The sequence below is a fragment of the Candidatus Methanoplasma termitum genome (assembly GCF_000800805.1).
Lineage (GTDB): Archaea > Thermoplasmatota > Thermoplasmata > Methanomassiliicoccales > Methanomethylophilaceae > Methanoplasma > Methanoplasma termitum.
Map to the genome: position 1 here is coordinate 1,147,661 of NZ_CP010070.1, position 24,581 is coordinate 1,172,241.

Consider the following 24,581-nt stretch of genomic DNA (forward strand, 5'->3'; position numbering starts at 1 on the left):
GTTCAAAAAAGTCGTTACTGTTTGATCGTCAAAACCTGTGCCCGGCTTATGCTGCGCTTAACGAATGACGAATAGAATGAGGTCACATTCCCCAAAAATTATCTTCCTTTCTTTTTATCTCGATGGTCTCCTGCAGAACCAGCTTCTCATCCTCGGTTATGTCGAGCGTCGCAAGCTGTTTCACCGCAGACCCTATCAGATCGACGTAAACGATATCCTCTTCGTTGATCTGTCTCCCGGCGGTCACGCCGTCTATTCCCACGGCGACCTCTTCGCCCTGTTTCGCTTCTTTCAGGGTATCCTCGCCTGTGTGTATGCTTTTTATTTTTCCCAGGTCCCTTCCGTCGGCACCGATGAGGCGCTGACCGATCCTGATCCTTCCGGCGAGCACCCTCACACCCACGATTGCGGGATGGCTGGCTCTGAAGATACAATTCGGGAGCACTTTGAATTTGGCAGGGAAAGAGAACTCCGATCTTTTGTCGGTGTCTGTCTTTTTCTTAGACTCTTCCACCCACTCCTGATATTCCTCGATGAGTTTGTAAACTATCTGATTCGTCATGACCTTGACGTCGTGATTATGGATCTCGACCTCCGCATCCTTTGTTATCGATACGTTGAAACCAAGCACCACGTGGTTCGCTTTATCGCCGTAGGCCGCCTCCACCACATCCCTTCTGGTGATGTCCCCGACACTGTATTTCCTGATGGGTATCCCGGCGGCCTTTGTTTCAAAGGCGAGGGCCTCCAGAGAGCCGATCGCATCCGCCTTGACCGTTATTCCCTTTTCGGCGGTCTCTATCTTTATCGCAGAATCCTCTTTGAGCTCTTTCAGCAGTGGGTCGTTCGGTCCTTTCACGACCATGAACGGTGCTCCTGCGATGGCTCCTTCCATGTTTTGAGTCGCGATCTTCACGCCTGCCGCCGCATGCAGCTCTTTTACCGAGTCGAAACGGTCCCTCGGGTCCCTTATCTCATCCAGAGGCTTCGGCTTCAGGATCGCTTTTATTTTTGTTACGAGCGGCGCGCCGCTTGTTCCCAGTGCAACAATATCTCCTCTTGACAACGTCCCCGAGTAAAGGATCACATCCATCGTCTTTCCGAGCCCTTTCTCTTCTTTTATTTCGAGGATCGTTCCTTTGCCGGGGCCCTCTCCCTTCTCTAGCTGTTGCTCAAGGAAGCGCTGTGCCAGACCTATCAAGACCAAAAGAAGGTCCGGTATTCCTTCTCCCTCTTTTGCGCTGATCGGTACGAGTGCGACGGTCTTTGTGAAATCGTCTATCCTGTCGTAACGATCTGCGAAGATGTTCTGTTCCGATAACTGAGCGATGATGTTGTACATCTTTTCGTTGAGCGCGTCGAGGGTGTGCTGCTGCTGCGCTTTTTCCGCAAGTACGAACGGTCTTCCGTCGACCGGTATCCACCCCTGTATCGTGTCGATCTTGTTCATTGCGATAACGAAGGGGGTCTTGTACTGCCTCAGGATGCGTATAGACTCGATCGTTTGAGGTTTTATTCCCTCTCTTATATCGATCACAAGGACCGCAAGGTCCGCAAGGGACCCGCCTCTCGCACGCAACGTCACAAAGGAGTGATGTCCCGGAGTATCGATAAAAAGCAGCCCTGGCACATCGAATTTTTTCTTTCCGATGAGCAATGCGCACACTTTATAAATATGTTCGATCGGCACCTCCGTGGCTCCTATGTGCTGTGTGATCAACCCCGCCTCGCGGGCTTGGACCGAAGTGCCCCTGATCCTATCGAGGAGCTTCGTTTTGCCGTGGTCAACGTGCCCCAGCACACTTACGACCGGTTGCCTTATTGCCATACAGTCACGCTCGCGGAGATATCCGAGTAAAATGTTTACTCATATGTCCATTCGTCGGCCGATCTCTTGTATGACATGAGCTCTTCCGGTTTGAAGAAGATCGATATCTCCCTCTTCGCCGAGTCGACGGAGTCTGAGCCATGAATGAGATTCATTCCGGTGACCATGCCGAAGTCGCCGCGTATCGTACCGGGAGCGGATTCCTGAGGGTTGGTCTTGCCCATCATGTTTCTGCATACCGCGACCGCATTGTCGCCTTCCAGGACCATGGCGAGGACCGGGCCCGATGTTATGAACGATATCAGGCCGTTGAAGAATCCTTTTCCTTTGTGCTCGCCGTAGTGGCTCTCGGCTACCGATCTCGGTATGACCATGAATTTCACTGCCACGATCTTCAGGCCTTTCTTCTCGAAGCGGGACATTATCTCGCCGCAAAGCCCTCTCTGTACACCGTCCGGTTTTACCATGACGTATGTTCGCTCGGTGGCCATGTTATCATTCCTTCTTCTCTGCCGCTTTGAGGCGTGCCGCCTTCTCTGCCTGGGCCTTCTCTGTCCACTCGGTCGTCCTTGCGACCCTCTTGAGCTCGATCATGTTCTTGTAACACTTGCTGGTGTCAAAGTTGAAAACTGTCCCATCCTTCTTGACGTACATTTTCCCCGTTCCGGGCTCGATGTCGCCTCCGCAGAATGAGCACTTCCTTATCTCTGCCATTTGAATCACCTGCCCATTCCGAGCTTTCTTGCCTCTCTCGAGGTCTCTCTGAGCATGAGTATGTCGCCCATCCTTACAGGACCCATGATGTTCCTGGTGATGATCCTTCCTTTGTCGCGTCCGTCCAAAACACGGACCTTGACCTGAGTGGCCTCGCCGGTCATCCCGGTGCGGCCGATTATCTCAACGACCTCCGAGGGGATGCTGTCTGTGTCTACCATTCAAAACCACCCTCTTATTTCTTCAGTGATTTTACTGCCTGGGAGATCTCATCGCAGAGCGGCTTTCCTTTTCCAACGTCAATAATGGCGATGGATGCTGTCGGCTTCTCGAGTCCGATCGCGTTGCCGAGTTCCGCTTTGCTCGGAACATATACGTATGCTACATTCCTCTCTTCACAGAGAGCGGGTATGTGTGCGAGTATCTCCGGGGGGTTTACGTCTGTTGCCATTATCACAATGGCCGCTGCTCCCCTTTCGACAGCTTTCGTGACCTCGTTGGTCCCTTTCTTTATCTTTCCGCCGTCCCTTGCGATCTCGGCCAGGGAGTATGCTTTATCGGAGAGCTCTTTCGGTGTCTCAAACTTTACAAATACTGACATTTTAATTACCTCTTTCCGGTGCTAAGCACCGTCATCATTCATCGGCTCTTATAAGAGCATTCGAGTTATTTCCTTTTAGTATAAATAGTAGGCGTCCGCCTTTTTTGTAAGTTCGATGTTAAGTTCAGCAAATCATTAATAGATGCCGCCCCATCTTTTGACATCCGGCACATATATCCGTCGGAGGGGATTTGAATGTTGAACATAGGAGATTGGCTCATGGAGATCTTCGGTGCCGGCGGCGGGCCCGTGTTGGTCTTCTGCATTTTCCTAATATTCCTGATCGACGCCGCGTTCTTCCCCACCCTGCCGGAATTGTTCTTCATCGGGGCTTTTTTTTACGACCCCTCGATAACATTCGGCGCGGCGCTTCTCATTGCGGCTATTGCGGCAGAGGTCCTCGGCCTCGTTGTTTTGTATACCATTGTGGGAAGGATCAGGGTGCCCAAACGTATAGCATCCGTTGCCAACAAATACATCGACTTCCTGTTGCTGAGCGATGAACGTCTGTTGTTATTGAACAGGATCGCTCCGATGATCCCTTTCAGCGGCGCCTTCGTAAGGATCGCAGGCTGGAACATCAAAAAGTCGATCTTCTATGTGTTCTTGGGATGTATACTGAAATACGGCGCCATTCTGCTCATGAGCAACTTCTTCTACGAGTTCTACAGCAGCAACACAGCGCAAACGGTCACGATAATCTTTGTCCTGGCCGTGATCGGCGTGAGCTTTGTATTGTCTGTAATTATGAAGAAAAGGAAGGGGCTTGACCAGAAGAGCTGAATGTTGCCGCAAATAGGAAAGACCGGGCACTGGTGCATAAATCTGGTGCGCTTCGACATTATCCCTATTATTTTAACGGGAACTGTCAGAGCCATACCGTGACATTTATTATAATGGTGGAATATTAGAACATAAGGGATACAATTGATCAGGGTCAAACAGGCAGTCATTATGGTGGGGGGGATGGGAACAAGGCTCATGCCTCTCACAAAATACCGTCCTAAACCGATACTTCCGGTGTTGGACAAGCCCTGCCTGAAGTATCTTGTAGAATCCCTCGCAAGTTCCGGGATCGAGGAAATAATCATGGCCTGCGGTTACAAATCCTCACAGCTCATGGAAGCTATCGGAGACGGTTCCGACATCGGGATCGGGATAGAATACGCATTCGAGGACGAACCCATCGGGACTGCCGGGGCAATGAAGAATGTAGAGGAACGGCTTGATGATGTTTTCGTTGCCGCGAACGGCGACGTATTTGCCGACATCTCCCTCGGGGATCAGATAGAGATGCACTTTTCATCGAACGCGGAGGTCACCATTGCACTGACATCGGTGAACAACCCGTGCGAGTTCGGAATAGCTAGGGTCAAAGATGATGATGAGATCACAGAGTTCAAAGAAAAACCGAAACCGGAAGAGGTGTTCTCCGACCTGATCAACGCCGGAGTCTACATAATAAACCGATCGGCCCTGTCTTATGTGCCGGAAGGAAAGTTCTTTGATTTCTCTAAAGAATTGATCCCGATACTTATGAGGGAGGAGAAAAAGATCCAGGGATACCGGCTAAAGGGACTGTGGAGGGATGTTGGCCGCCCGGTGGACCTTCTTGCCGCAAATTTATGTATGGCCTCCAAGGTGGGCAACCAGATATCATGGGGAGGGACCCAGGTGGAAGGGACCGCAATAAGAAAGCCATTCTATCTCGGAAAGGGTTCAAGCGTTACCGACTCCGAAGTTTCTGCTGCGGTGGTAATGGAGAACTCCACTGTTGTCAACAGCAAACTGATCAACAGCATGATAATGAGGGATTGTAAAGTAAATTCCGCAAAGATAGAGAACAGCATCATCGGTGTCGGATGCAGGATCGGCAACGGGACCACAATAACAGGTTCGGTCATAGGTGACGGCCTTATCATCGAAGCGGGGAAAAAAATAGTTGACGAAAGGATGGGGTAATTTGACAGAGTATTACAGAGCCAGAGCTCCGTTGAGAATAGGTATCGCGGGCGGAGGCACGGATGTGGATCCGTACGCCTCGAAAAAAGGGGGATGCGTCCTTAACACCACAATTAACAAGTATGCATACTGCACGCTGACGCCAAGGAGCGACAACACTATGTGCGTCCACTCATCATATTACGGCAGATTCGAAGCGCCGCTTGACGGCGGCCCTCTGAAATTCGATGGGAATAACGATCTGATAAAAGCGGTCACAAACTACTTCGGAGTGACCGACGGTTTCGATCTTTTGATAGAATCCGATGCGCCGGCCGGTTCCGGGCTCGGCGGGTCATCGACTATGATCGTTGCGATGATCTCGGCGGTGTCCAGCTGGATAGGGAAGAAGATGTATCATGATGACATTGCGAAGCTGGCATATCACTTGGAAAGAGAGGTCATCGGCCTTAAAGGCGGATTACAGGATCAGTACGCTGCGGCATACGGCGGATTCAACCTCATGGATATCGATTCGAGAGGAGTAAAGGTGCAGAAAGTGGATATCGACGAGGATGTTGCGGATGAATTGCAATACCGTTCTCTGCTGTGCTACACCGGAACATCCAGAGAATCGGCCGGGATCATCAAATCCCAGATAGAGTCCTTTAACAAAGGAGAGAACGAGAACGCATTGGACGAATCGAAAAGGCTTGCCAAAGAAATGGGCAAGGCGCTCATTAACGGGGATATCGAAGAGGCGGGCGTGCTTCTGCACGAGTCCTGGGGCTATAAGAAACAATTCTCGGATAAGATCTCCAACGACACGATCAACAAACTGTACGACCTGGCGATCCGCAGCGGCGCGATCGGAGGGAAGGTCTCGGGGGCCGGCGGCGGAGGCTTCATGTATTATATCTGTAAATACAATAAGAGAGCCGATGTGGCACAGGAGCTTCAGAAACACGGCGTAATGGTGACGAACTTCATGTTCGACCCCAAGGGAGTAACGTCGTGGAGGTGCAAAAATGAATGATATTATCAAAGCGGAACTGGAGAGACACGCAAAAGTGATCTCCGGCATAGATGTCAGTTCCATCAGAAAGGTCGCAGACCTAATAATCGCATCGGTGAAGGCCGGAGGGCAGATCATTTTTATGGGGAACGGAGGATCGTCCGCGGACGCACAGCACATGGCCGCCGAGTTTTCCGGGAAATATCTTTTCGACAGACCTGCGATGGCGGGAGTCTCTTTGTCAAACATAGCTCCGGTCACGGCGATCGGCAACGATTATTCCTACGACCTTGTTTTTCAGAGACAGATCGAAGCTGTATGCAGAAAAGGCGATGTCGTGATAGGTCTCAGTACCTCCGGTAATTCGAGGAACGTCATATTAGCGGTCGAGGCGGCAAAAAGACTTGGTGCCAACACCGTTTCGTTCACAGGGGACGGCGGGGTGCTGAAAGACATGACGGACATCAGCGTGATAATTCCGACAAAAGAGACCCCCAGGATACAGGAGGGCTATTTCGTTTCGCTTCACATGATATGCGGTATGGTCGAAAGGGAGATGTTCGGCAAGAAAGCGGTGCTCGTCGACAGGGATGACACATTGGTGAAGGACGTGGTGTATTGCAGCGATCCGGAGAAACTCCAGCTGCTTCCCGGCGTACCGAAAGCAGTCGCTAAACTGAACAAAGCGGGATATATTGTTATAGTTGTTACAAACCAATCCGGTATAGCCAGAGGCCTCCTTGATGAAAAGATCCTTGCCGCGATCCATGAAAAGATGGTCGGAGAGATCGAGGCGGAAGGGGGCCACATCACAGACATATTCTACTGCCCGCACCACCCGGACGACTGCTGTTCATGCAGGAAACCTGAGACAGACCTTGGCGTAGCGGCGATCATGAAATACCACATCAATCCCAGCATATCATACATGATCGGCGATCATGATAAGGATATCGAGTTCGGAAGAAGGCTCGGTCTGAAAACATACCAGATATCAGAGAAAAGAACTTTCGTAAAGATCGTGGATGAGATACTCACTGCCGATAAAAGATGACCCTATAGATCCCGGCAAGGAATCTTCCGACGATCCCGCACTGGTGGAACGATAAGTAGATCACTTTCGGACTCACCTTGGAACTTCCGCTTGCCCTCTTCCCGAACTCGTACGATATCTCGCTGACATTGACGTCGGAGGGCCCGTTCCTCAGGAAATCATAGAGGAGCTTGAATCCTTTCATTTCGAACTTGCTTCCCTCTTCGTTTATCACCTTTGAGAAAAGCTCCACGTTTCCTCCGAAGAGTCCGCTTGCTATGTCCTTCGTCCTTGTCTTTCCGTGTACGAAAAGCACCGAAGATGCCAATGTGGCGAACGCGTATGAGCCGAGGCTTCTCTTGAATCCGAGGGCTCTTCTGTTGACCCTCACACCTATTACAAGATCGAATCCTTTGTTCAATTCATCATATATCCTTCCCGCCGCTTCCAAGGGATGTTGGAAGTCGGAGTCCATGCACATGAAGTAATCCGTTCCGCATGCCAGGATCCCGTCGCAAACGCTGACCGTCACACCTCGGACATCAGAGTCTCTTACGATCATTCTCACCTTGTCTAGGTTCAGGGCATCAACGACCTCCTTCGTTCTGTCTTTGGAATTGTCGTCCATTATCAGGATATGAAAATCAGGATACATCCCCTTCAGAGAGGTCAGCATATCCGCGATACCTTCCTCCTCATTGTAAGTGGGCAATATTATCGTAAAGGTTTTTCTGCTGTCCACTATTATGTTATTAGACAACCACTATTTCATATATACGCAAACTTATCAACGTCTGAGTGTGGTTATAATGCACGTAATATCCTTGATAGTCAAGAATGAGTTCGGCGTTATGCAGCGTGTCATGGGCGAGTTCACTCGCAACAAGATCAACGTTGAGACTATAGTCGTCGGAAAATGCGAAGTCCCCAACAGGTCAAGAATGGTGCTCTCGGTAATAGACAAAGGCGAGGCCGAGCTTGTAATGGGAAGGCTCAACAAACTGCAGGATGTATATAGTGCGGAAATGGTGCCGCCGGAAGGCCAATCGGCATATGCACTGATGTCAACATCCAATGGAAATGTCGGTCTGGTCGGAGGAGCCGCTCAGGTCGATGAGATAATAGAGCGCAGCCAAGAAAAGAAATACGTTATGGCGCTCAATGCGCTTTGAAGCGCAAAACGGAAAGGGAAAAAGATGGAAAAAGGAGAAAAGATCTGGATAGACGGTAAACTGATAAACTGGGCCGATGCGAAGGTCCACATAATGACCCATGCCCTGAACTACGGTACAGGGGTCTTCGAAGGGATCAGAGTATATCAGACGCCTAAAGGTCCGGCCGTCTTCAGGCTGAAAGAACACACAAAGAGACTCTTTGACGGATGCAAGACCATGGGGATAGATCCGGTGTTCGGCGGAAAGAGATACACTGTCGAAGAAGTGATGGATGTCATCAAAGAAACGATAAAAGCAAACAAAAAGGTCGATTACGTCAAGCCCTGCGTATTCCTCAGCGGAGAGGCTGTCGGGCTTAACCCGGTCGGGCTACCGGCGAGCCTTTCGATAACGTGCATATACATGGGGTCATACCTCGGCGAGGATTCCAAGTCCGGCGCGAAGCTGATAACATCCTCCTGGCACAGACCCGATAATCTATGCGGTCCTGCCGGCGCGAAGGTTAACGGCACATACGTGACCTCCTGCCTTGCTAAGCAGGAGGCCGTCCGCCAAGGTGCCAACGAAGCGGTGATGCTGAACTCGATCGGTCACGTTGCAGAATGCACGGGAGAGAACATCTTCATCTACAGGAACGGAAAGATATTCACTCCTCTGACGTCCGAATGCATCCTCGAAGGAATAACAAGGGACTCGGTCATTCAGGTGGCGCGCGACCTAGGTTATGAGGTCATCGAGACAGAGATAACAAGAATGCAGCTTGTCACAGCCGATGAGGTGTGGATGACAGGCACGGCAGCGGAAGTTGCACCCGTCACCATGATAGACGGCAGGGTCATCGGCGACGGGAAGGTCGGAAAAGTGGCTGCGAAGATACAGCACAAGTTCCATGATATCGCAGAAGGAAAAGACCAGAAATACGACGGCTGGCTATACTACGTTAAATAAACTTTTTAATGCCTTTCAGGCATTTTCTTTTTCTTTATTCTTTCTGAAAACAATGAACTTGCTGAAAAGATAGTTCAAAATCGTCTCTATCACGGTAACGATCACCAGAGCAACTGCGCCTTCCACTCCGAAGATCGATTGATTCAATCCGAAATACCTTATCAGGATCTCAAACCCTAAAGTTCTGATAAAGATGATCGTCAGTATGCGGAACCCGAAGAATGAAATTATCTCTTTAACGAGTATATTTCTCTTGAGTGAACGACTCTTGAAAACAAACCACTTGTTTGTAGCGAACGCAAAGATCAGGGAGCATATGATGGAAAGTATGTTGCTGACGCTGATGTCTATTCCTGCCAGGACAAATAATGCATATGTGCCCCAACTGACAACAACGGACAGACCTCCGAATATCACATAAAGGATTCCTTCCTCATGTTTCTCTAAAAAGTTCGCAACAAATCCCATCTGACCTATCAGTATCAATGTTGCTCATAAATAAAGCCTTATGCGTATGCGTTCGCATATTTTTATATGTTAACACCAATGTCAATCAGCGTTAATTATGATGTTACTGCCATACGTTCCTGACCCGAGGTTGGGACAATGAGGACAAACGCAATCCTGTCAATGTTGTTTGTGATCGTGCTCGGTGCGGTCCTTATCGGAGAAGTATATGTGTATACATTCAACACCGGCGGATATTCCTCAGACGTTTCTTTGTCCGGTAATGAGATCGATTACGGCGTCACATCTCATATTTCAACGACCTATTCGATAATAATCACCGATAACGGAAATTTCAGTCCCAACACATCCTATTATATCTACTATGACGAAAGCTATGCTTCCAAAGTAAACGCCGTTGAGATCCCTGTCGGTGCGAAGGCACTGACGGAGGATTATTACATTTCGCAGCTTGTGCATATGTTAGATTACCGCGGGATCACGAACATAGAGATATTGAACGCCAGGGAGCTGGAAGAAAGATTGTCTGCAGATACGGAAGCAGGCACGTGCGCAAAGGGGCTTATTGTTCTTTCCGGTGCACTTCCGGATACAGTCTATACGGGACAGAACAGCGACATTATCTTCAGCTGGCTCAATGACGGCGGAAGGCTATACTGGGCAGGGAATCTTCTTGGTCGGTATGTCTCAACACCCGATGGCATTACTGACCTCGGAGAAAAGAATAACGAATATCAGGTTGGATTCTTCGGGACAGAATGTCTCAACACCGGAGAAACAACAACGGCCTACTCGGATGTGACGGATAACGAATATCGCTTCACACTTTCAATGATGAACAACAACGTCAAGTACGGCGTTGATACTTCTGCTCTTCCGTTATCCTTGCATGTTGGATATACCGAGGGCGGATATTACAGCACTGTGCTGACTGCCTTCGGAACGAACGGCGGCATGATATGCGTGCTCGGGGGAGACTATTCCAGTTATCAAAGACACGACCTTGCGCAAGTGATCTCGTCCGGGCTGAGTCCCTCTTCCGTGATGATAGGTCATGCGACGGGCGATTTGAAAAGGACTACCTTGCATGGTACGATCGAGATCGGCACCCATGATCGAAATGTCATGGCGTACGTTTATTACGGCGGATACTTCCCCACATACGGCAGGCTCACGGAGTTGAACCCTTGACCGAAATCAGCGTAAGCTCCTTCCGAAAATGGGTCACGGACAAGGATGAGATATCTGTTTCCATACCGTTCTTTTGCAAGACCACCTTACTGATAATAGTCCTTGGAATCATAATTAGGGTTGCATTGGGATTTTTCATGACCCACAATTATGATATGTATCATTGGGGGGTGGTGATCCAAAACATCAACAGCGGCAATGGGCTGTATGAGATAACCGGATACTTCTACACTCCGCCTTGGGGATATTTACTGGGATTGGACTCGATCTTCCAGAACTTTATCGGATTGGCCACGACAGGTGGGATATTGACAGCGACATTCCCGCTGTCGGACACCATCGGACATTTCACTTCGGTTATAATCGATCCGTTCTTCAACCTTTCAGTTGAAATAATATTCATATTGAGCGACCTTGCCGCCGGATACCTTGTATTCTGGATAATACGTGATATTACTCGGGATCGCAGAAAAGCCGTCATCGGGTTCGCACTTTGGTTCTTGTGCCCCTTTTTGATCACTGCGGGCACTGTCAGCGAGATGTTCGACACGCTGACCGTGGTGATGACACTCCTTTCGATCATCTTTCTAAGAAAGGGACGTTATGTGGAATCGGGAGTGATGCTGTGTCTCGCCACACTTACAAAATTCTTCCCCGGGTTCTTCATTTTGGTAATCATTGCATATATTTGGTCCAAAGGCAAAGAGACAGGCACCTCAAAGAAAAACGTACTGATGTTCCTCATCGGAGTTGTTGCTACAGCATTTGTAATATTATTGCCGCAAATACTTGACGGGACGCTCGCCGATTGTTTCCTGTTCATAACTTCCAGAGTGAGCGAGGGCATCAGCACCGGAATGGTCGGGCGGTTGGGAGGATATGCTGCGCCGGTAGTTTATGTAATTACTATCGTTGTTTCGGCAATATTCGCTTTGCGCATTATCAGGAATAGAACCATGGCAAATATGGATGGTCTTCTTTTCGACGCTTTGTTGGTGACCGCCGCTGTTATGTTCCTATACCCGCCCCAGCCGCATTACTTGCTTCTTCTTTTACCGTTCGTTATATTCGCAATGCTGTCGGATAGAAGATACAGGGCTCCGCTCATCCTGCTGATGATAGGAGCAACGACCGCCGCAGTGGCGGGAGGTCCGATGGATCTTTTGTCTATTGCGGGATTCACCGACCTATTCGGTCTTGACTCGATGGTGCATGCGGTCGAGGTCTATTCCTCTCCGTTATTCGGCATAGGAATAATATCGGGAATTAACTTGGTAGCGGGTGCGGGATATGTGCTGCAGTATATTTCGATCCTCTTTATTTTGTGGGTCAGGTTCGGTGAAGAAATAAAAAGAAGGATAATGAAAAAGAGTACTGCTGGCTCTGTGGATCGATCCTCTGACTCCGAGGATTGAGCCGACTCTTTCGGTGGCCCAAATAATATTTAATCAACTCATGCGTTAATAGAACAGCGGCAAATATATTGCGGAGACCTCTGAATGATATCAAAAACATCTCTCTTTCCTTCGATGAACATCCGCTTCGGATCGCCAAAGGAAAAGAGAACAACAAATTGCTCCCGCTCATATTTTGTCTCCAAAAAAATGCTGTTTGAGAAGGTGTCGCCTTGCTTCTGAGCCCGATTAGCTCTGAGATCTCGTCCCCTGAAACATTGCTGAGACATCCGATTTTCATTATTGCGGCCATTGGGATCGCAATAAGAATTATACTTATCCCCTTGCTTCAATACGGATATGACATGGACTACTGGGCCGTGATCATAAGAAATATCGAGAGCGGCCAAGGACTGTATGGATTGGAGGGTTACTATTACACGCCCGTTTGGGGCTATTTCCTTTCTTTTCAGTCGGTGATACAAGAGTTGTTCATGAACATCAACGTTATGGGACTGAGGGTGCCGGAAACATTCTCGATCGAAACACTGCCTTGGGGATTTACATCAAATGTCACGTCGGTAGCTTTTAACACCGCCATAAAAATACCATTCCTGATCAGTGATCTGATAGTTGGATATCTTGTATACTGGCTCATCAAAGATAGAACACAAGATATGAGAAAGGCAACTGTCGGGTTCGCCCTTTGGTTCCTTTGCCCGATCGTGATAATGGTCACATCTGCCGCAGGTATGTTCGACACGTTCGCCGTCTTATTCACTTTGCTTTGCATAGTGATGGTAAGAAAGGACAAATTGTTCCTCGCAGGTGTCCTGCTGACATTTGCGATCCTGACAAAGTTCTTCCCGATCTACCTGCTCTTCATCCTACTGGCATATGTCTATGTAAAACACCGCGGAGAGGGCAGTCTGTCGCGGTCGCTCTTTAAGGCGGTTGCAGGCGCACTTGCGGCATTCTTTATCCTAATGCTGCCCCAGATATGGAATGGCGAGGTATCAGACAGCCTGTTGTTCCTTTCCTCGAGGATCAGCGAGGAGGGCGGGTCCATACTGATCAAAGGTGCAATGTTGTTGAATATCATCTGCCTGGCAGCAGCGATCCTATTTGGAATTCTGCTTTCCAGAAAAAGCAAAGAAAAAGTGGACGATTACTTCTTTATTTATGCTTTGCCTCTTGTTCTGATGCCTTTCATAAGCCCGGGATTGCCTCAGTATCTGGTGCTGGCGATACCTTTCCTGGCATTTTTCATTGTCTGGAGGAATAAACATTATTTCTGGCCCTGGTTGCTTATTTCGATCGGAGGGTCGATGTTCATAATAGCCAGATATTGTGGCCTTTTGGTGTCAGCCGGCGCATTCACCGATCTTATTTCTTTGAATGATATCGTTTCCGCGATGATCACATTCAACACTCCGTTATCGCATTGGTCCAGGCTGATAGACCTTTCTTACCAGATAGCTCATGCCGTAGAGTTAGGTGTGGTGCTGGGGTTGCTCTTTTTTGTGTTAGAATGGTACAAAAAAGGCTGCCGCGGGGAGGATGTCTTCGGATCTGTCGGATTGGCATTCGTATTACGTTTACGACACAAGCTGTTAAGAACCATTGGGGGAAAGTAACATGAACAGGATCGGTTTTTGCAATGGTTTAATAAACATCCTGCAATTGCATCCATGCGATCCGCTTTCGGAGGTGTTTGAATGAAAATAGATAAACTTGTCCTGCTGGCAGTGGTGATCTGCGCCATTGTGCTTGCCGGCGAGTTTATGGCATACGGCCCCAACGTACATAATTATGGGGCTGATGCAAACATAAACGGCGGCTCTGTTGATATCTCGATATCTTCTTCCGGCGCCGACACCTACTCAGCAATAGTGATGGATAATGGAGATCACCAGCCCATTACACAGCTTTACATATACACGGACGACAGATATGAGGAGTTCTTCGGGGAAGCGAGTGATATGGTCCGCATGGCAAGGATAGACAGAAGCTATTCGATCGACCAGATCTGGAGGACGCTTTATGTTCGAGGATTTACTAACATTGAACTGCTGAACGATGAACAGCTGCTTAATGCATTAGGGGGGGATCTGAATACTCAGGACCAGAAGGGCTTGCTTATATTGTCCTATGCCTTACCTGAGGAGGTCTATTCCGGAAACGCCGAAGACCTTATCTTTAAGTGGATCGACCATGGAGGATACGTTTATTCAATGTCCTCGCCACTTGGGTTGTTCTATCATGGTAAAGAGGGATTGGTGGCGGTTGAAAACGGCCAAGAACTGTTCTTTGGGAAAGATTGCATGTACACTGGGATGGCCTCTGACAGGCCGGATACCGGTGTTGCACACACTGTGATCGACGATGGAGGCTTGACTGCGGCACTTGGCTTAAAATGGAACAGGATACCGTTTGCGCTGGATGTCTCAGGTACCGATGGCGCACTGGCAATGGGGTTCTCTGAGGATGGGTACTCGACTGTATCCATGGTACCATTCGGCCACGGCATGATCTGTGTTCTCGGAGGATTCTATGAGAGACAGCAGGTCGATGATATCGGGCAGATAATAGCCTCCGGCATGACCTGTTATTCGGAAATATTAGGGATAATGAACGGAAACATTACCAGACAGACAATCCACCTTGATCAGGAGATCCCGAATGACAAAGATAATGTCTCCGTTTATGTTTCGATCGGCGGCAATTACCTTACGTTCGGGAGACTGATCCAGTGCTCTTGAACAGCATGAGTTCCCCGGTGGTCTCTTTGAGAACGCTGTTGATGCATCCCATCTTTTTCATTGCGGTGGTTGGGATTGCGATCAGGCTTATCATATCCCCATTCGTGGCCGTCGGATACGACATTGATTATTGGGCGGTGATAATAAGGAACATTGAAAGCGGCCAGGGACTGTATGGATTGGAGGGATACTATTACACTCCCGTCTGGGGGTACAGCCTTTCCTTCCAATCGATGTTCCATGAACTGTTCCTGAATATCAATGTTATGGGGCAAAAGGTACCGGAGTTTTTCCAAGCGGAATTTTATTCGGAATGGTGGACGGCCAATGTGACCTCCACATCATTCAACTTCTTTCTGAAGATACCATTCGTGATCAGCGACATCATAGTCGGATATCTGATATACTGGCTCATAAAGGATAAGACCCAGGACACAAAAAAAGCAACTATCGGCTTTACACTTTGGTTCCTTTGTCCGTTGATAATCATCGCGACCTCTGTCTCTGGTATGTTTGACACTTTTTCTATACTCTTTGCGCTTCTCTGCGTTGTGATGGTAAGAAAGGACAAACTCTTCCTTGCGGGGATCTTGTTCTCTTTCGCAGTGTTAACGAAGTTCTTCCCCGCCTATTTCATCTTCATCATACTTGCTTACATTTTAGTGGCCCACCGCACTGACGGCAAGGCGTTCAGTTCCATACTGAAAGCTGTGGCCGGCGCTATCATCGCGTTCTTTGTGTTGATGGCCCCTCAGATAATTAACGGAGAGATGGGAGAAAGCCTTCTGTTCATCACATCGAGGGCAACGTCTGGCAGCGCCTCAACATCGATCTTAGATGTGATCACCAACGGGGCAGTCGTCGTTTTCCTGCTGGGCATCGTTGTAGCGGCGGTCATGGGATATTTGCTGACAAAGAAGAGCAAAGAGGAACTGGACGATTCATTCTTCAAATATGCACTATTCATTGCTGCATTCCTGTTCCTGTACCCTCCGCTCCCGCAATACCTTGTTTTCCTCTTGCCTTTCTTGGTGATCTACATTTCCATCCGGAACGGTAAATTCAAGTGGGCATGGCTGTTGATATCGATCGGGGGTTCTTTGTTCATCCTTGCGGCAAATTTCTCCATTTTGATGCCTGCGGGAGCGTTCACCGAGCTAACCTCCTCCGGCCACATAATGTCATTGATCGACTGGTTCCAACAACCGATAATCATGAGCTATTCCGCGACAAACCTGCTGCTATACGTTTCGGGAGTGATACAGTACCTCGGCATATTGGCCATAATGGGATTGCTCGGAATAGAATGGTACATCGATTTCCGTAAATCGGACGTTAAAATATGGGCATATATGCAGATGCGTTTTTCGTTAAAAAGGTCAAAGACCTGATCGGATGCCGGATCATGTTCGGATGACCATTTTTGCAACATTTGAACCGACCTGTGTACCTATCTCGGCCGCCACAGGAGTACATTTTGCTTTCAGAAGAAACGCTGTCGGCTGGAGTCTTTCTTCCCCCAATGATTCGAAGTTGGCCATACCTTTGGCGATGATCATGCTGGCTGCTTCCAGCTCTTTTTTCGTTTCACCACCGATCTTCCTCATATCCACTCCGATCGCGAACGCACCGGTTGTGAGCAGTCTGTCCAATTGATCCTCCAGCCCTATGCGCTGCGCGTCTTCCAGCGTGACGTCGTTCAGGATCGGTTCTCCTCTTACAACACCCACGACCCTGCACCCCATCGCCCTTATCTGCTGTATCAGGGGAATGTCGAACACTGTCTCTCCGCAGTTATCAAAAATGTATACAACGGTCCCTTTTGAATTGATGATCTCTTTCATCATTCCGGTGTCATCGATCGCAAGCTCCATTTTCAGCAAAGATTCGAAAACGCTGTCAAATTCTTCGGGGCTTTCGATCGCAATGCCGGCTCCGAAGTCCATTATATTTCCCAGTATCGCTACTTTTACAGCCGCTTTGAATATGTCGTCAGAGTTTTGTATGTATTCCCTAACTCGGCTATCATACTTCATTGCGGCAATATCCGCCCTTACCTTAAGGTCACGATACGGATCACTCACGCCTAACGCATCGTACGAGCTCCTATGTACCAGCGTCGCTAATCTCGCGGAGTTCGGTTCGACCGATATCGTCTCGGCAAATTTTTTCAATGCGGCCTCGCAAGATGCTTCCTCTTTTCCGTTATTAGGGAGTCTTGACTGAAAAAGGACCCTTCCCATTAGGCACGGAATGCACTCAGGCGCATGTTTCATACTACATCTAACGTTAGGGAAAGAGATAATTGTTTTGTCCTTATACATTGAACAAATACAAGCGCTTATCTGAAGAGATATATTGTCGTTAAATACAAGCAGCCCCATAGATTACTGCCGGAGGAAGAGAAGTGATCGTCACCAGGACCCCTTTAAGGATCAGTTTTTGCGGTGGGGGAAGTGACCTACCCTCTTTCTACAAAAGGCACGGGGGGCATGTGGTCAGCACCACTGTCGACAAATACGTGTACCTTTCATTAGAGCGGTCCTTCAACCCGATTGCCACTTCACTCAAGTATTCAACGGTGGAGAAAGTCGACTCCGTTGATGAGATAAAACACCCGATCTTCAGAGAATGCCTGAAAATGCACAACGTGCAGGGAGTTGAGATAAACAGCACGGCGGATATACCAAGCGGAACCGGCATGGGTTCATCCAGTTCATTCACCGTCGGTCTGATAAATTTACTGAGAGCCTACAACGGCAACTTCTCTGATAGAAGATTTCTTGCAGAAAGCGCCTGCGAGATGGAGATAGATATCCTTCACGAGCCGATAGGAAAACAGGATCAGTACGCCGCTGCATATGGTGGACTGAATTACTATCATTTCAAAAAGGACCACAGTGTAGAAGTGGAACATCTGGCTCTGTCAAAAGAGCTCAAGGACACCCTTAACAAAAGACTTGTTCTTTTTTACATCGGCGGCGATCGGAGTGCATCGACCATCCTGAAAGAACAGAGTGAAAGTGACGAGAGAAAGGATGAGGCAACAAAAAAATTGTGCTCCCTTGCGATAAAACTGAAAGACGATCTGAAGTCGGGAGATATCGACTCGCTGGGAAAACTTCTTGATGAGAGTTGGAAGCTGAAAAGGGAGATCACATCACGCATCTCTAACAACAAGATAGACGAAATATACGATCTGGGCTTATCAAACGGAGCAGTTGGAGGAAAGCTCCTTGGAGCCGGCGGCGCAGGATTCATGCTTTTCTATGCTCATGAGGAAGATCAGACCGGTCTGAAGGCCGCCCTGAGCCGATGCAGAGACATTCCGTTTCGTATGGAGTGCGAAGGCTCTAAAGTCGTGTTCAACGATCAGCACTGATGTTGATGTCCTCAAGGGTCTTTCTTACTGATCCGGATGAATCATAATTGTACTTCCAACCCTTCTTTTCAGCCTTCTTGACATCATAATCAAATGTGGGCACATCTCCCTTCCAACCGCAGTCCCCCCCTGTGTACTCGTATCTCACATCGGAAAGCCCCATCCTCTCACAGACCATGTTTGCGATCTCATTCACCGTTGTGAAAGAATTAGTTGAAATATTATACAAATTGTATCCCTTTTCGATCTTTGAAGAAAAGTCTGCGATACCGTCGGCAAGATCTTTGACATACACATACTGCTTAGACTGTTTTCCGTTCCCCAGGATCTCTAACTTTTTAGGGTTCGCCTTCAACTTTTTTATGAAATCGAATATCACACCATGTGTAAGTCTGGGTCCAACCACATTGGGGAACCTGAACACCAAAGAATCAATGTCATTCATATAAGAGTAGGAGGATATCATTGCCTCCGAAGCAAGCTTTGCGGCCCCGTAGAACGATATCGGCTGCAGACCTCCCGTCTCTTCATTCAGCTTGCCTTTGATATCGCCATAGACCGCGGACGTTGACGAAAAGAAGAATTTTCTGATGCCGTTGACCCTTGCCGCCTCCAACATCGATACTGTCGTAAGGAATGTGTCATTGAGGTCGATACTCGGGTCTCTGCCACCTTTTTGGATATCCGAGTTTGCGGCGAGGTGGAAAATCATGTCCGCACCCTCGGTCAATTTGTTGACGGATGACTGATATTTCATATTGTTCTCAACATAAACGAATCTCTTCTCAGAGACCAGATGTTTTATGTTGGACGCATTTTGCGCCGGGATCCTGTCTGTCGCCACAACATCCCACCCTCTTTTCAAAAGAGAATCGGCGAGATGGCTTCCGATAAAACCTGCACCGCCCGAAATCACCGCTTTTCCGCTGGTCATTATCGGTTACAGAAAAGCGGGGGATTTAATGTTATCGCCATTGCCGCTCCCGCCATTATGCTTTTTTAGGTTTTCTGAAACATTTATTGTCTTTGTAGTATATTTTACGAAGATAATATTCAACAAAAGAGTAGTACAGCGAAGGGGCGACCTTGAACAATACCACTTCCGGAGAAACAGAGTTGTGAAGATTCGCATTCAACATTGTTCTGCAATCCTCACTCCTTGCATATTCCATAAAACTCGCTTTATCCATATGGACCGCTGACCTTATTCGGATCAGTGCGGACCTTTTTTTGAAGACCCCGATGATATCTTCATCGCCGGAGAACAGCTCCTCTAATTTTGCGTATCTGTCTATCTCTGCTTTACCGCGTATGTTCCTGTTCTTATCGGTATTGCAGATGGAACCCTCATTCTGGATGTATAGGTAGAGGGGTTTTTCGCAGAAACATATTTTTTCAGACTTGTTGACAAGATTATACGTATGCCAAACGTCTTCGGCATAACCGAACGAGAACTCGATCCCATTGTCGGTAAGGAGTTTTTTTCTAATGATCTTTGACCATGCCGTGACCGGAAGTTCGAGATGAAGAAGCGCCGCTATCGCTTCATTCCTGCTCATCTCATCGATCCCGAATTCTCCGGAAGGGGGTTTAACATCTGCGGATCGAGTTCTTATGAAATTGAACATGACAACGTCCGCATTCTTTTCCGCCATTATCCGGACTGTTTCGCTTAGAAGTTCAGGTACTGCCACATCGTCAACATCAAAGAACCATACTATCTCGCCTTCTGATGCTTGGAGGCCTTCGTTCCTGGCACCCCCCAGTTTTGTATCTCCCTGCTGAACGATCACTTTGACATCAGACAACCTGCCCTTCTCTTCTTCCATTATCTTGAGAGAATCGTCGCTGGTCTTCTTGTCGACGACAAATATCGTTTCAAAATTATCATAGGTCTGTTTTGACAGAACGTCAAATGCACTGCGTATGTGTGCGGCACCGTTAAAGACGGGTATTATTACGCTTACTTTCTCAGAGGCTTTCAATGCTTCCAAAGTATATGCGACGGATTTAAAATTGTAACGCAGGCTGTTTTGGGATTTCCTTCAACACATGGTAACGCCGAGTCTTTTGGCAACCGCTCTGGCGATCAGATGCAGGAATATCATGTGTGCATCCTCTGCCTTCTGCATGTCTTCCAACGGGAAGTGGATGTTTATATCCGCCTTCTTGTAAAGCTTGCCGCCGTCATAGCCTGTGAACCCTATTACTTTGCAGCCGATGTTTTTTGCATAATCGGCTGCTCTGATGATATTCTCAGAGTTCCCGCTCCCTGAAATAAGGATCAGGATGTCACCTTTTTTCATCCTTCCCATTAGGTATCGGACAAATATCTCCCCATATTCTACATCATTTGCAATGGCGGTAAGCATGGGGATACTGTCGCTCAGACAAATCATCTCGAACTTTTTATCAAGTGTAGACGATATCCCTTTATTAAAGTCACAGACAATGTGCGAAGCGGTGGCGGAACTTCCGCCGTTGCCGGCTGTGAATATTTTGGAACCTCTGCCATGTGCTTCGATCAGCGCCTCTATCGCGGCATCGACCCCACTGAGATCCACCTTCCCTATGGTCGATGTCAGTTCGCTGAGATATTCTTTTGCAAACGAAGCGTTGTCTGCACTACCTTTCATAGTTAGTGGTTAACACCTATTGGGATATATCTTTTCCTAACTGATTCTTTTCAGATATCGGACCTGTTGTTTATAAGTAAATAATTGTTCTATCCACTATGCGGGTGGATCCCTATCGGGAGGAGATGAGATTTCATGCTGGCACATAAAATAATAGTGAAAATAATCACCGGCATAGTATCGTCATTACTCATGTTCGCTTCGCTTATGATAATGACAAGACACGTGTTCTCAGAGTATGGAGTAATGATGTACGGATGGTCCATAGTCGGTCTGATGAACACATTGACGGATCTAGGTTTCGATGCCGCCACCGTAAAGTCGATTTCTCAAAAAAAGGATCTGAACACCTGCATTTCTACACATTTGTTCCTTAAGCTGATCCTCATCGGAATAATGGCCCTCATAACGGTCGCATACCTTGCGATCTCAGTGCTATCGGATCATATAAGCACCGAGAATGCGACCATCGTGATAATGTTCCTTATCTATTATGCTGCAGCAGGAATTGCGTGGGTATTCATACGCACCTTCGACGGCAGGCTGGAGGCTGCAAAGTCCTCATTTGTGCAGGCCTCGGATACCAGTATGCGTTCATTGGTCCTCATCGTGATCGCATTAGCTGGGTCATCCGCTACGGTACTCTCCTTCGGATATGTTGCGGGGGCCGTCTTCTCGATAATCATTGCATTATATCTTTTCAGAAAAATAGGATACAGGCCTGTAGCTCCATCATATGTCAAGGACTACTTGCTTTTTGCGAAACCTGTCGCGATCGGGCTTCTGCTTATAGCGGCAATGTCGTTCATAGACAGGGTCATGGTGGGTTCATTCTGCGGCACCGACGAACTGGGCTACTACTCGGTAGCGATGGGCGTGGCCTTTGCCGCAACATCGATCGGACTCGCATTGAATTACGTTCTCCTGCCCAAATTCTCCGAATTGGTCTCGGTGAACGAGCACGATTCTTTGAAAAACATTCTTTGGAGTTCTGAAAAATACCTTTCCCTTCTTCTGCTGCCAGTTGTTGTTTTTGCGATGGTGTTCGGTACAGATATAGCGACCGTACTGTTTGGCGCGAACACTGCTCCCGCCGGAACCGTCATTTCTATCCTCGCGGCATACATCTATCTATACATTATTCTGGGCATTCTGACACAGATATTGCTTTCCACCGGACACAACGGCCTTTACCGCAATGCTGCGATAGTCTTTGCCACTTCTACTTTTATTATGTTAATCGTTCTAGTGCCAGATAACATAGGTTCTTTGAAACTTGCAGGACTCGGAGCCAATGGTGCGGCAATCGCTGTGACCCTTGGATACCTGATCTTCACCATAATAACAAGCTACTACGTCAAAGCCTCCATGAAACTGTCTTTGCACAAAGGTCTCATACACCAGTTCATTGCCGCCACAGTCGTATTCTTACTGGCATTCATAACAAAAAGAGAGTTCTCTTTCAGACTGATTGAGTTGCTGCTTTTCCTGCTGATATGCTATGTTCTGTTCATTGGAATATCATATGCTTTCAGAGAGATCACAAAAGATGATATTGCCTCAATGCTGCGTGTTCTAAGCCTAAAAAGCATCAAAGAATGCTCGAATGACAAAAAGGATTAATCTTGCGAACTCCCAACACATGATATTACCGCTAAGCCTTGACAATATCAGATAACAGCGTAGAAAACACCTCACTGTGAAAATGGGTAAAAGTTAGCCCCATCGTAAGAAGAAAAAATCAAACCCCTCTCTGTTCTGCAACATGTCAAAAAATACAACACACCTCAAACACACCCAAAAAACAGATCAGTATTTATCAAACCTGACTTTGACAGTAGCTCCGCTGCCTGATTGTTAAATCTTAATAATTTGACAGAAGAGAAGACCTCGTTTCCGAGGAACACTTCACCCTCTCTTCTACACGAAAAGACCGCTTTTACATGTGTTATGTCTCCGATAACAGCCCGAACGAACGCATTATGGAGATGTTAAGAGGGTTGAAGTTCGATAATATGCGTCTTTCCCTGCCGTCCGCTCCCCTTTCCACAGTAAGTGTCAACTTTTGCATGCTGTCCGTAATGAATTTCGTTGCCGTCGAAGATGCTGGCTTAGTGAAAAGACGTTTCACGGAAACCAACGCCTGAGCGAGAAAACCTATCAAAAGGATCCCGTACACGCCGTTCTCGGTCCATGCTCTGATGGGCCTTATCCCGATGTCCGACTTCATCGACGAGAACAGTTTCTCGATGACATCCTTGTCCCTGTATATCGACCGTGCTTTCAGCGGTTCCATGTCCGCGTCGGACACTAAACAGAAGAACCCCTCCCTCCCGGTGACCTCCTTTTCCCTGAGGATCCGCAACGCCTCTTCATCCGATATTCCGGAAAGTTTCGTTTGGAGATAGATGTCTGCCTTGATCAGGACGTTATCGATCTCGTACCTCTTCTTCATCTTCTTTCCTTTTTCGAGATCTTCCTGAAGGGACTTTGCTTCCCTGAGCTTCTTCCCTATCTTCTTTTCAATGCCCTTCATCTCGAGCTCATAAAGCTCCCCGGAAAAATAGTAGTAATTCACCCTGGACGGGAATGCCTTCTTGAGACAATATTCCTCCTTCTCCTTATCCAGGCATTCCCATTCTTCCGTTGAGAATCGGGCGAAGAGTTTATCATCGCTCTTGTTGAGCTGCTTCCTTGTCAGAAAATGTCTCCTGTCGTTGACGATGCCGTCCAGAACGTCCTTTTGACTGGCACCCGCGTCGAAGACCATCATCGATCCTTCGGAAAGGACATCCTTTACCTGACCGTAAGTGCGGATCATATGCTTCCCGTCGTGGGTGTTGCCGGGCATGACGGTCATTCTGACGGGGACGCAGAACGGCTTCGCCAGCTGGGATATCCCTATGGTGACCTGGCATTCCTCGGGTTGACCATCTCTGGAATGCCCCCTCGCCGCCAGTTCCGGCTCGCTGCCGAAATAGACAAGCGAGGTCCAATAGAATATCATATCCGTTATCTCCGGGCCGTACATTCTCATGAATGTTCTCCTGAAGTGGCCGATGATCAGTTCGCGGTTCTCTCCCATGGTCTCAACGGCACGGTACAAAGTTTTGACATTAAATCCGGGCAGCCCCATATGCTTCCGCACAGGCTCCCGCATTGCGAATTCATGGCATCTCAGGATGCTGAAGTTGTCGCCGAGCTTGTATGCGACCATAAGCTCGGCAAGCTTGCCGAGGTCTATGCCCTTGGTCTTCAGATCGTTCAGGAGACGGGACAGACCGAAAAGTTCAAAGAACGCCTCGGTCAGAAGGATGTTCCCGATGGGAACGGATATATTTGCGTTAGGCTTTATCTCAGATGTTCTGAAATTGGTTTGTTTGGTCATAAACTTGTATTTCAGAACACCCCCTTATCTTTTTGCCGGAACAGCCTGCCAGCATTACATCGAAAGCGACCTCATGTCAAAGTCAGGATCAAAATAAATTAAGAA

Annotated in this window: 25 protein-coding genes; 13 read left to right on the forward strand and 12 right to left on the reverse strand. The window is 48.0% G+C overall.

What is annotated here, in order from left to right; all coding sequences use genetic code 11:
- Positions 1-82 precede the first annotated feature (82 nt).
- Genes infB through rpl7ae form a run of 5 tightly spaced genes read right to left on the reverse strand, consistent with a single transcriptional unit; the run spans position 83 to position 3,143 of the window.
- On the reverse strand, positions 83-1,828 hold the full coding sequence (infB, locus tag Mpt1_RS05645; RefSeq protein WP_048112980.1) for a translation initiation factor IF-2: 1,746 nt from the start codon (positions 1,826-1,828) through the stop codon (positions 83-85).
- A gap of 35 nt (positions 1,829-1,863) precedes the next feature.
- Positions 1,864-2,319 carry a nucleoside-diphosphate kinase gene (ndk, locus tag Mpt1_RS05650; RefSeq protein ID WP_048112982.1) on the reverse strand — a complete coding sequence of 152 codons (456 nt, stop codon included), beginning with the start codon at positions 2,317-2,319 and terminating at the stop codon, positions 1,864-1,866.
- A 4-nt stretch (positions 2,320-2,323) separates the two neighbouring features.
- The gene (locus Mpt1_RS05655; protein WP_193354111.1) at positions 2,324-2,542 is read right to left on the reverse strand and encodes a 50S ribosomal protein L24e; all 219 of its coding nucleotides are present in this window, start codon (positions 2,540-2,542) and stop codon (positions 2,324-2,326) included.
- Positions 2,543-2,547: 5 nt separating this feature from the next.
- Positions 2,548-2,763: a 30S ribosomal protein S28e gene (locus Mpt1_RS05660; RefSeq protein ID WP_015491645.1), complete on the reverse strand. Its 216-nt coding sequence runs from the start codon at positions 2,761-2,763 to the stop codon at positions 2,548-2,550.
- 14 nt (positions 2,764-2,777) lie between these two features.
- Positions 2,778-3,143: a 50S ribosomal protein L7Ae gene (gene rpl7ae / locus Mpt1_RS05665; RefSeq protein WP_048112986.1), complete on the reverse strand. Its 366-nt coding sequence runs from the start codon at positions 3,141-3,143 to the stop codon at positions 2,778-2,780.
- 195 nt (positions 3,144-3,338) lie between these two features.
- On the opposite strand from rpl7ae, the gene Mpt1_RS05670 reads away from it, so the two are divergent.
- The 4 genes from Mpt1_RS05670 to Mpt1_RS07475 all read left to right on the forward strand — a co-directional run bounded on the left by Mpt1_RS05670 (position 3,339) and on the right by Mpt1_RS07475 (position 7,153).
- On the forward strand, positions 3,339-3,926 hold the full coding sequence (locus Mpt1_RS05670; RefSeq protein ID WP_048112988.1) for a hypothetical protein: 588 nt from the start codon (positions 3,339-3,341) through the stop codon (positions 3,924-3,926).
- 144 nt (positions 3,927-4,070) lie between these two features.
- Entirely contained in the window at positions 4,071-5,105 is a 1,035-nt protein-coding gene (locus tag Mpt1_RS05675) for a sugar phosphate nucleotidyltransferase (RefSeq protein ID WP_052399309.1), read from the forward strand.
- The gene (locus tag Mpt1_RS05680) at positions 5,086-6,120 is read left to right on the forward strand and encodes a GHMP family kinase ATP-binding protein (RefSeq protein WP_238603105.1); all 1,035 of its coding nucleotides are present in this window, start codon (positions 5,086-5,088) and stop codon (positions 6,118-6,120) included. Before Mpt1_RS05675 ends, Mpt1_RS05680 begins: the two co-directional genes overlap by 20 nt.
- Positions 6,113-7,153, forward strand: a complete 1,041-nt coding sequence (locus Mpt1_RS07475; RefSeq protein WP_082007267.1) for an HAD-IIIA family hydrolase — start codon at positions 6,113-6,115, stop codon at positions 7,151-7,153. Before Mpt1_RS05680 ends, Mpt1_RS07475 begins: the two co-directional genes overlap by 8 nt.
- Here Mpt1_RS07475 and Mpt1_RS05695 read toward each other — a convergent pair.
- Entirely contained in the window at positions 7,134-7,874 is a 741-nt protein-coding gene (locus tag Mpt1_RS05695; protein ID WP_052399310.1) for a glycosyltransferase, read from the reverse strand. The two genes, Mpt1_RS07475 and Mpt1_RS05695, sit on opposite strands and share 20 nt — an antisense overlap.
- 67 nt (positions 7,875-7,941) lie before the next feature.
- Between Mpt1_RS05695 and Mpt1_RS05700 the strand changes: the two genes are divergently transcribed.
- Positions 7,942-8,304: an ACT domain-containing protein gene (locus Mpt1_RS05700; protein WP_048112990.1), complete on the forward strand. Its 363-nt coding sequence runs from the start codon at positions 7,942-7,944 to the stop codon at positions 8,302-8,304.
- Positions 8,305-8,328: 24 nt separating this feature from the next.
- Positions 8,329-9,255, forward strand: a complete 927-nt coding sequence (locus Mpt1_RS05705) for a branched-chain amino acid transaminase (RefSeq protein WP_048112992.1) — start codon at positions 8,329-8,331, stop codon at positions 9,253-9,255.
- Between the two features lie 15 nt (positions 9,256-9,270).
- On the opposite strand, the gene Mpt1_RS05710 is transcribed toward Mpt1_RS05705, so the two are convergent.
- The gene (locus tag Mpt1_RS05710) at positions 9,271-9,723 is read right to left on the reverse strand and encodes a GtrA family protein (protein ID WP_048112995.1); all 453 of its coding nucleotides are present in this window, start codon (positions 9,721-9,723) and stop codon (positions 9,271-9,273) included.
- Positions 9,724-9,861: 138 nt separating this feature from the next.
- Here Mpt1_RS05710 and Mpt1_RS05715 point away from each other — a divergent pair, with 138 nt between their 5' ends.
- The 5 genes from Mpt1_RS05715 to Mpt1_RS05740 all read left to right on the forward strand — a co-directional run bounded on the left by Mpt1_RS05715 (position 9,862) and on the right by Mpt1_RS05740 (position 16,461).
- On the forward strand, positions 9,862-10,914 hold the full coding sequence (locus tag Mpt1_RS05715; protein ID WP_048112997.1) for a hypothetical protein: 1,053 nt from the start codon (positions 9,862-9,864) through the stop codon (positions 10,912-10,914).
- Positions 10,911-12,329, forward strand: coding sequence for a glycosyltransferase family 87 protein (locus Mpt1_RS05720; protein WP_048113000.1), 1,419 nt, complete (start codon positions 10,911-10,913; stop codon positions 12,327-12,329). The genes Mpt1_RS05715 and Mpt1_RS05720 overlap by 4 nt, the downstream gene beginning before the upstream one ends.
- 344 nt (positions 12,330-12,673) lie before the next feature.
- Complete coding sequence (locus Mpt1_RS05730; RefSeq protein ID WP_048113004.1) at positions 12,674-13,945, forward strand: glycosyltransferase family 39 protein; 1,272 nt, start codon at positions 12,674-12,676, stop codon at positions 13,943-13,945.
- Positions 13,946-14,026: 81 nt separating this feature from the next.
- Positions 14,027-15,070: a hypothetical protein gene (locus Mpt1_RS05735; RefSeq protein ID WP_048113006.1), complete on the forward strand. Its 1,044-nt coding sequence runs from the start codon at positions 14,027-14,029 to the stop codon at positions 15,068-15,070.
- The gene (locus Mpt1_RS05740; protein WP_148305847.1) at positions 15,067-16,461 is read left to right on the forward strand and encodes a DUF2029 domain-containing protein; all 1,395 of its coding nucleotides are present in this window, start codon (positions 15,067-15,069) and stop codon (positions 16,459-16,461) included. The genes Mpt1_RS05735 and Mpt1_RS05740 overlap by 4 nt, the downstream gene beginning before the upstream one ends.
- Before the next feature lie 12 nt (positions 16,462-16,473).
- On the opposite strand, the gene Mpt1_RS05745 is transcribed toward Mpt1_RS05740, so the two are convergent.
- Positions 16,474-17,346, reverse strand: a complete 873-nt coding sequence (locus tag Mpt1_RS05745; RefSeq protein WP_048113010.1) for a damage-control phosphatase ARMT1 family protein — start codon at positions 17,344-17,346, stop codon at positions 16,474-16,476.
- 218 nt (positions 17,347-17,564) lie between these two features.
- On the opposite strand from Mpt1_RS05745, the gene Mpt1_RS05750 reads away from it, so the two are divergent.
- On the forward strand, positions 17,565-18,452 hold the full coding sequence (locus Mpt1_RS05750; RefSeq protein ID WP_202965142.1) for a GHMP family kinase ATP-binding protein: 888 nt from the start codon (positions 17,565-17,567) through the stop codon (positions 18,450-18,452).
- On the opposite strand, the gene Mpt1_RS05755 is transcribed toward Mpt1_RS05750, so the two are convergent.
- Genes Mpt1_RS05755 through Mpt1_RS05765 form a run of 3 tightly spaced genes read right to left on the reverse strand, consistent with a single transcriptional unit; the run spans position 18,436 to position 21,088 of the window.
- A complete protein-coding gene (locus Mpt1_RS05755; RefSeq protein WP_048113014.1) occupies positions 18,436-19,386 on the reverse strand; it encodes an NAD-dependent epimerase/dehydratase family protein in 951 nt (316 codons plus the stop codon). The two genes, Mpt1_RS05750 and Mpt1_RS05755, sit on opposite strands and share 17 nt — an antisense overlap.
- A gap of 55 nt (positions 19,387-19,441) precedes the next feature.
- Positions 19,442-20,437: a glycosyltransferase family 2 protein gene (locus Mpt1_RS05760; protein ID WP_158386787.1), complete on the reverse strand. Its 996-nt coding sequence runs from the start codon at positions 20,435-20,437 to the stop codon at positions 19,442-19,444.
- Between the two features lie 60 nt (positions 20,438-20,497).
- Positions 20,498-21,088, reverse strand: coding sequence for a D-sedoheptulose-7-phosphate isomerase (locus Mpt1_RS05765; RefSeq protein WP_048113018.1), 591 nt, complete (start codon positions 21,086-21,088; stop codon positions 20,498-20,500).
- 135 nt (positions 21,089-21,223) lie between these two features.
- On the opposite strand from Mpt1_RS05765, the gene Mpt1_RS05770 reads away from it, so the two are divergent.
- Positions 21,224-22,711 (forward strand): oligosaccharide flippase family protein, encoded by a 1,488-nt coding sequence (locus Mpt1_RS05770; RefSeq protein ID WP_048113020.1) that lies wholly within the window; start codon positions 21,224-21,226, stop codon positions 22,709-22,711.
- 325 nt (positions 22,712-23,036) lie between these two features.
- On the opposite strand, the gene Mpt1_RS05775 is transcribed toward Mpt1_RS05770, so the two are convergent.
- Positions 23,037-24,476, reverse strand: a complete 1,440-nt coding sequence (locus Mpt1_RS05775; protein ID WP_048113022.1) for an IS1634 family transposase — start codon at positions 24,474-24,476, stop codon at positions 23,037-23,039.
- Positions 24,477-24,581: the final 105 nt, after the last annotated feature.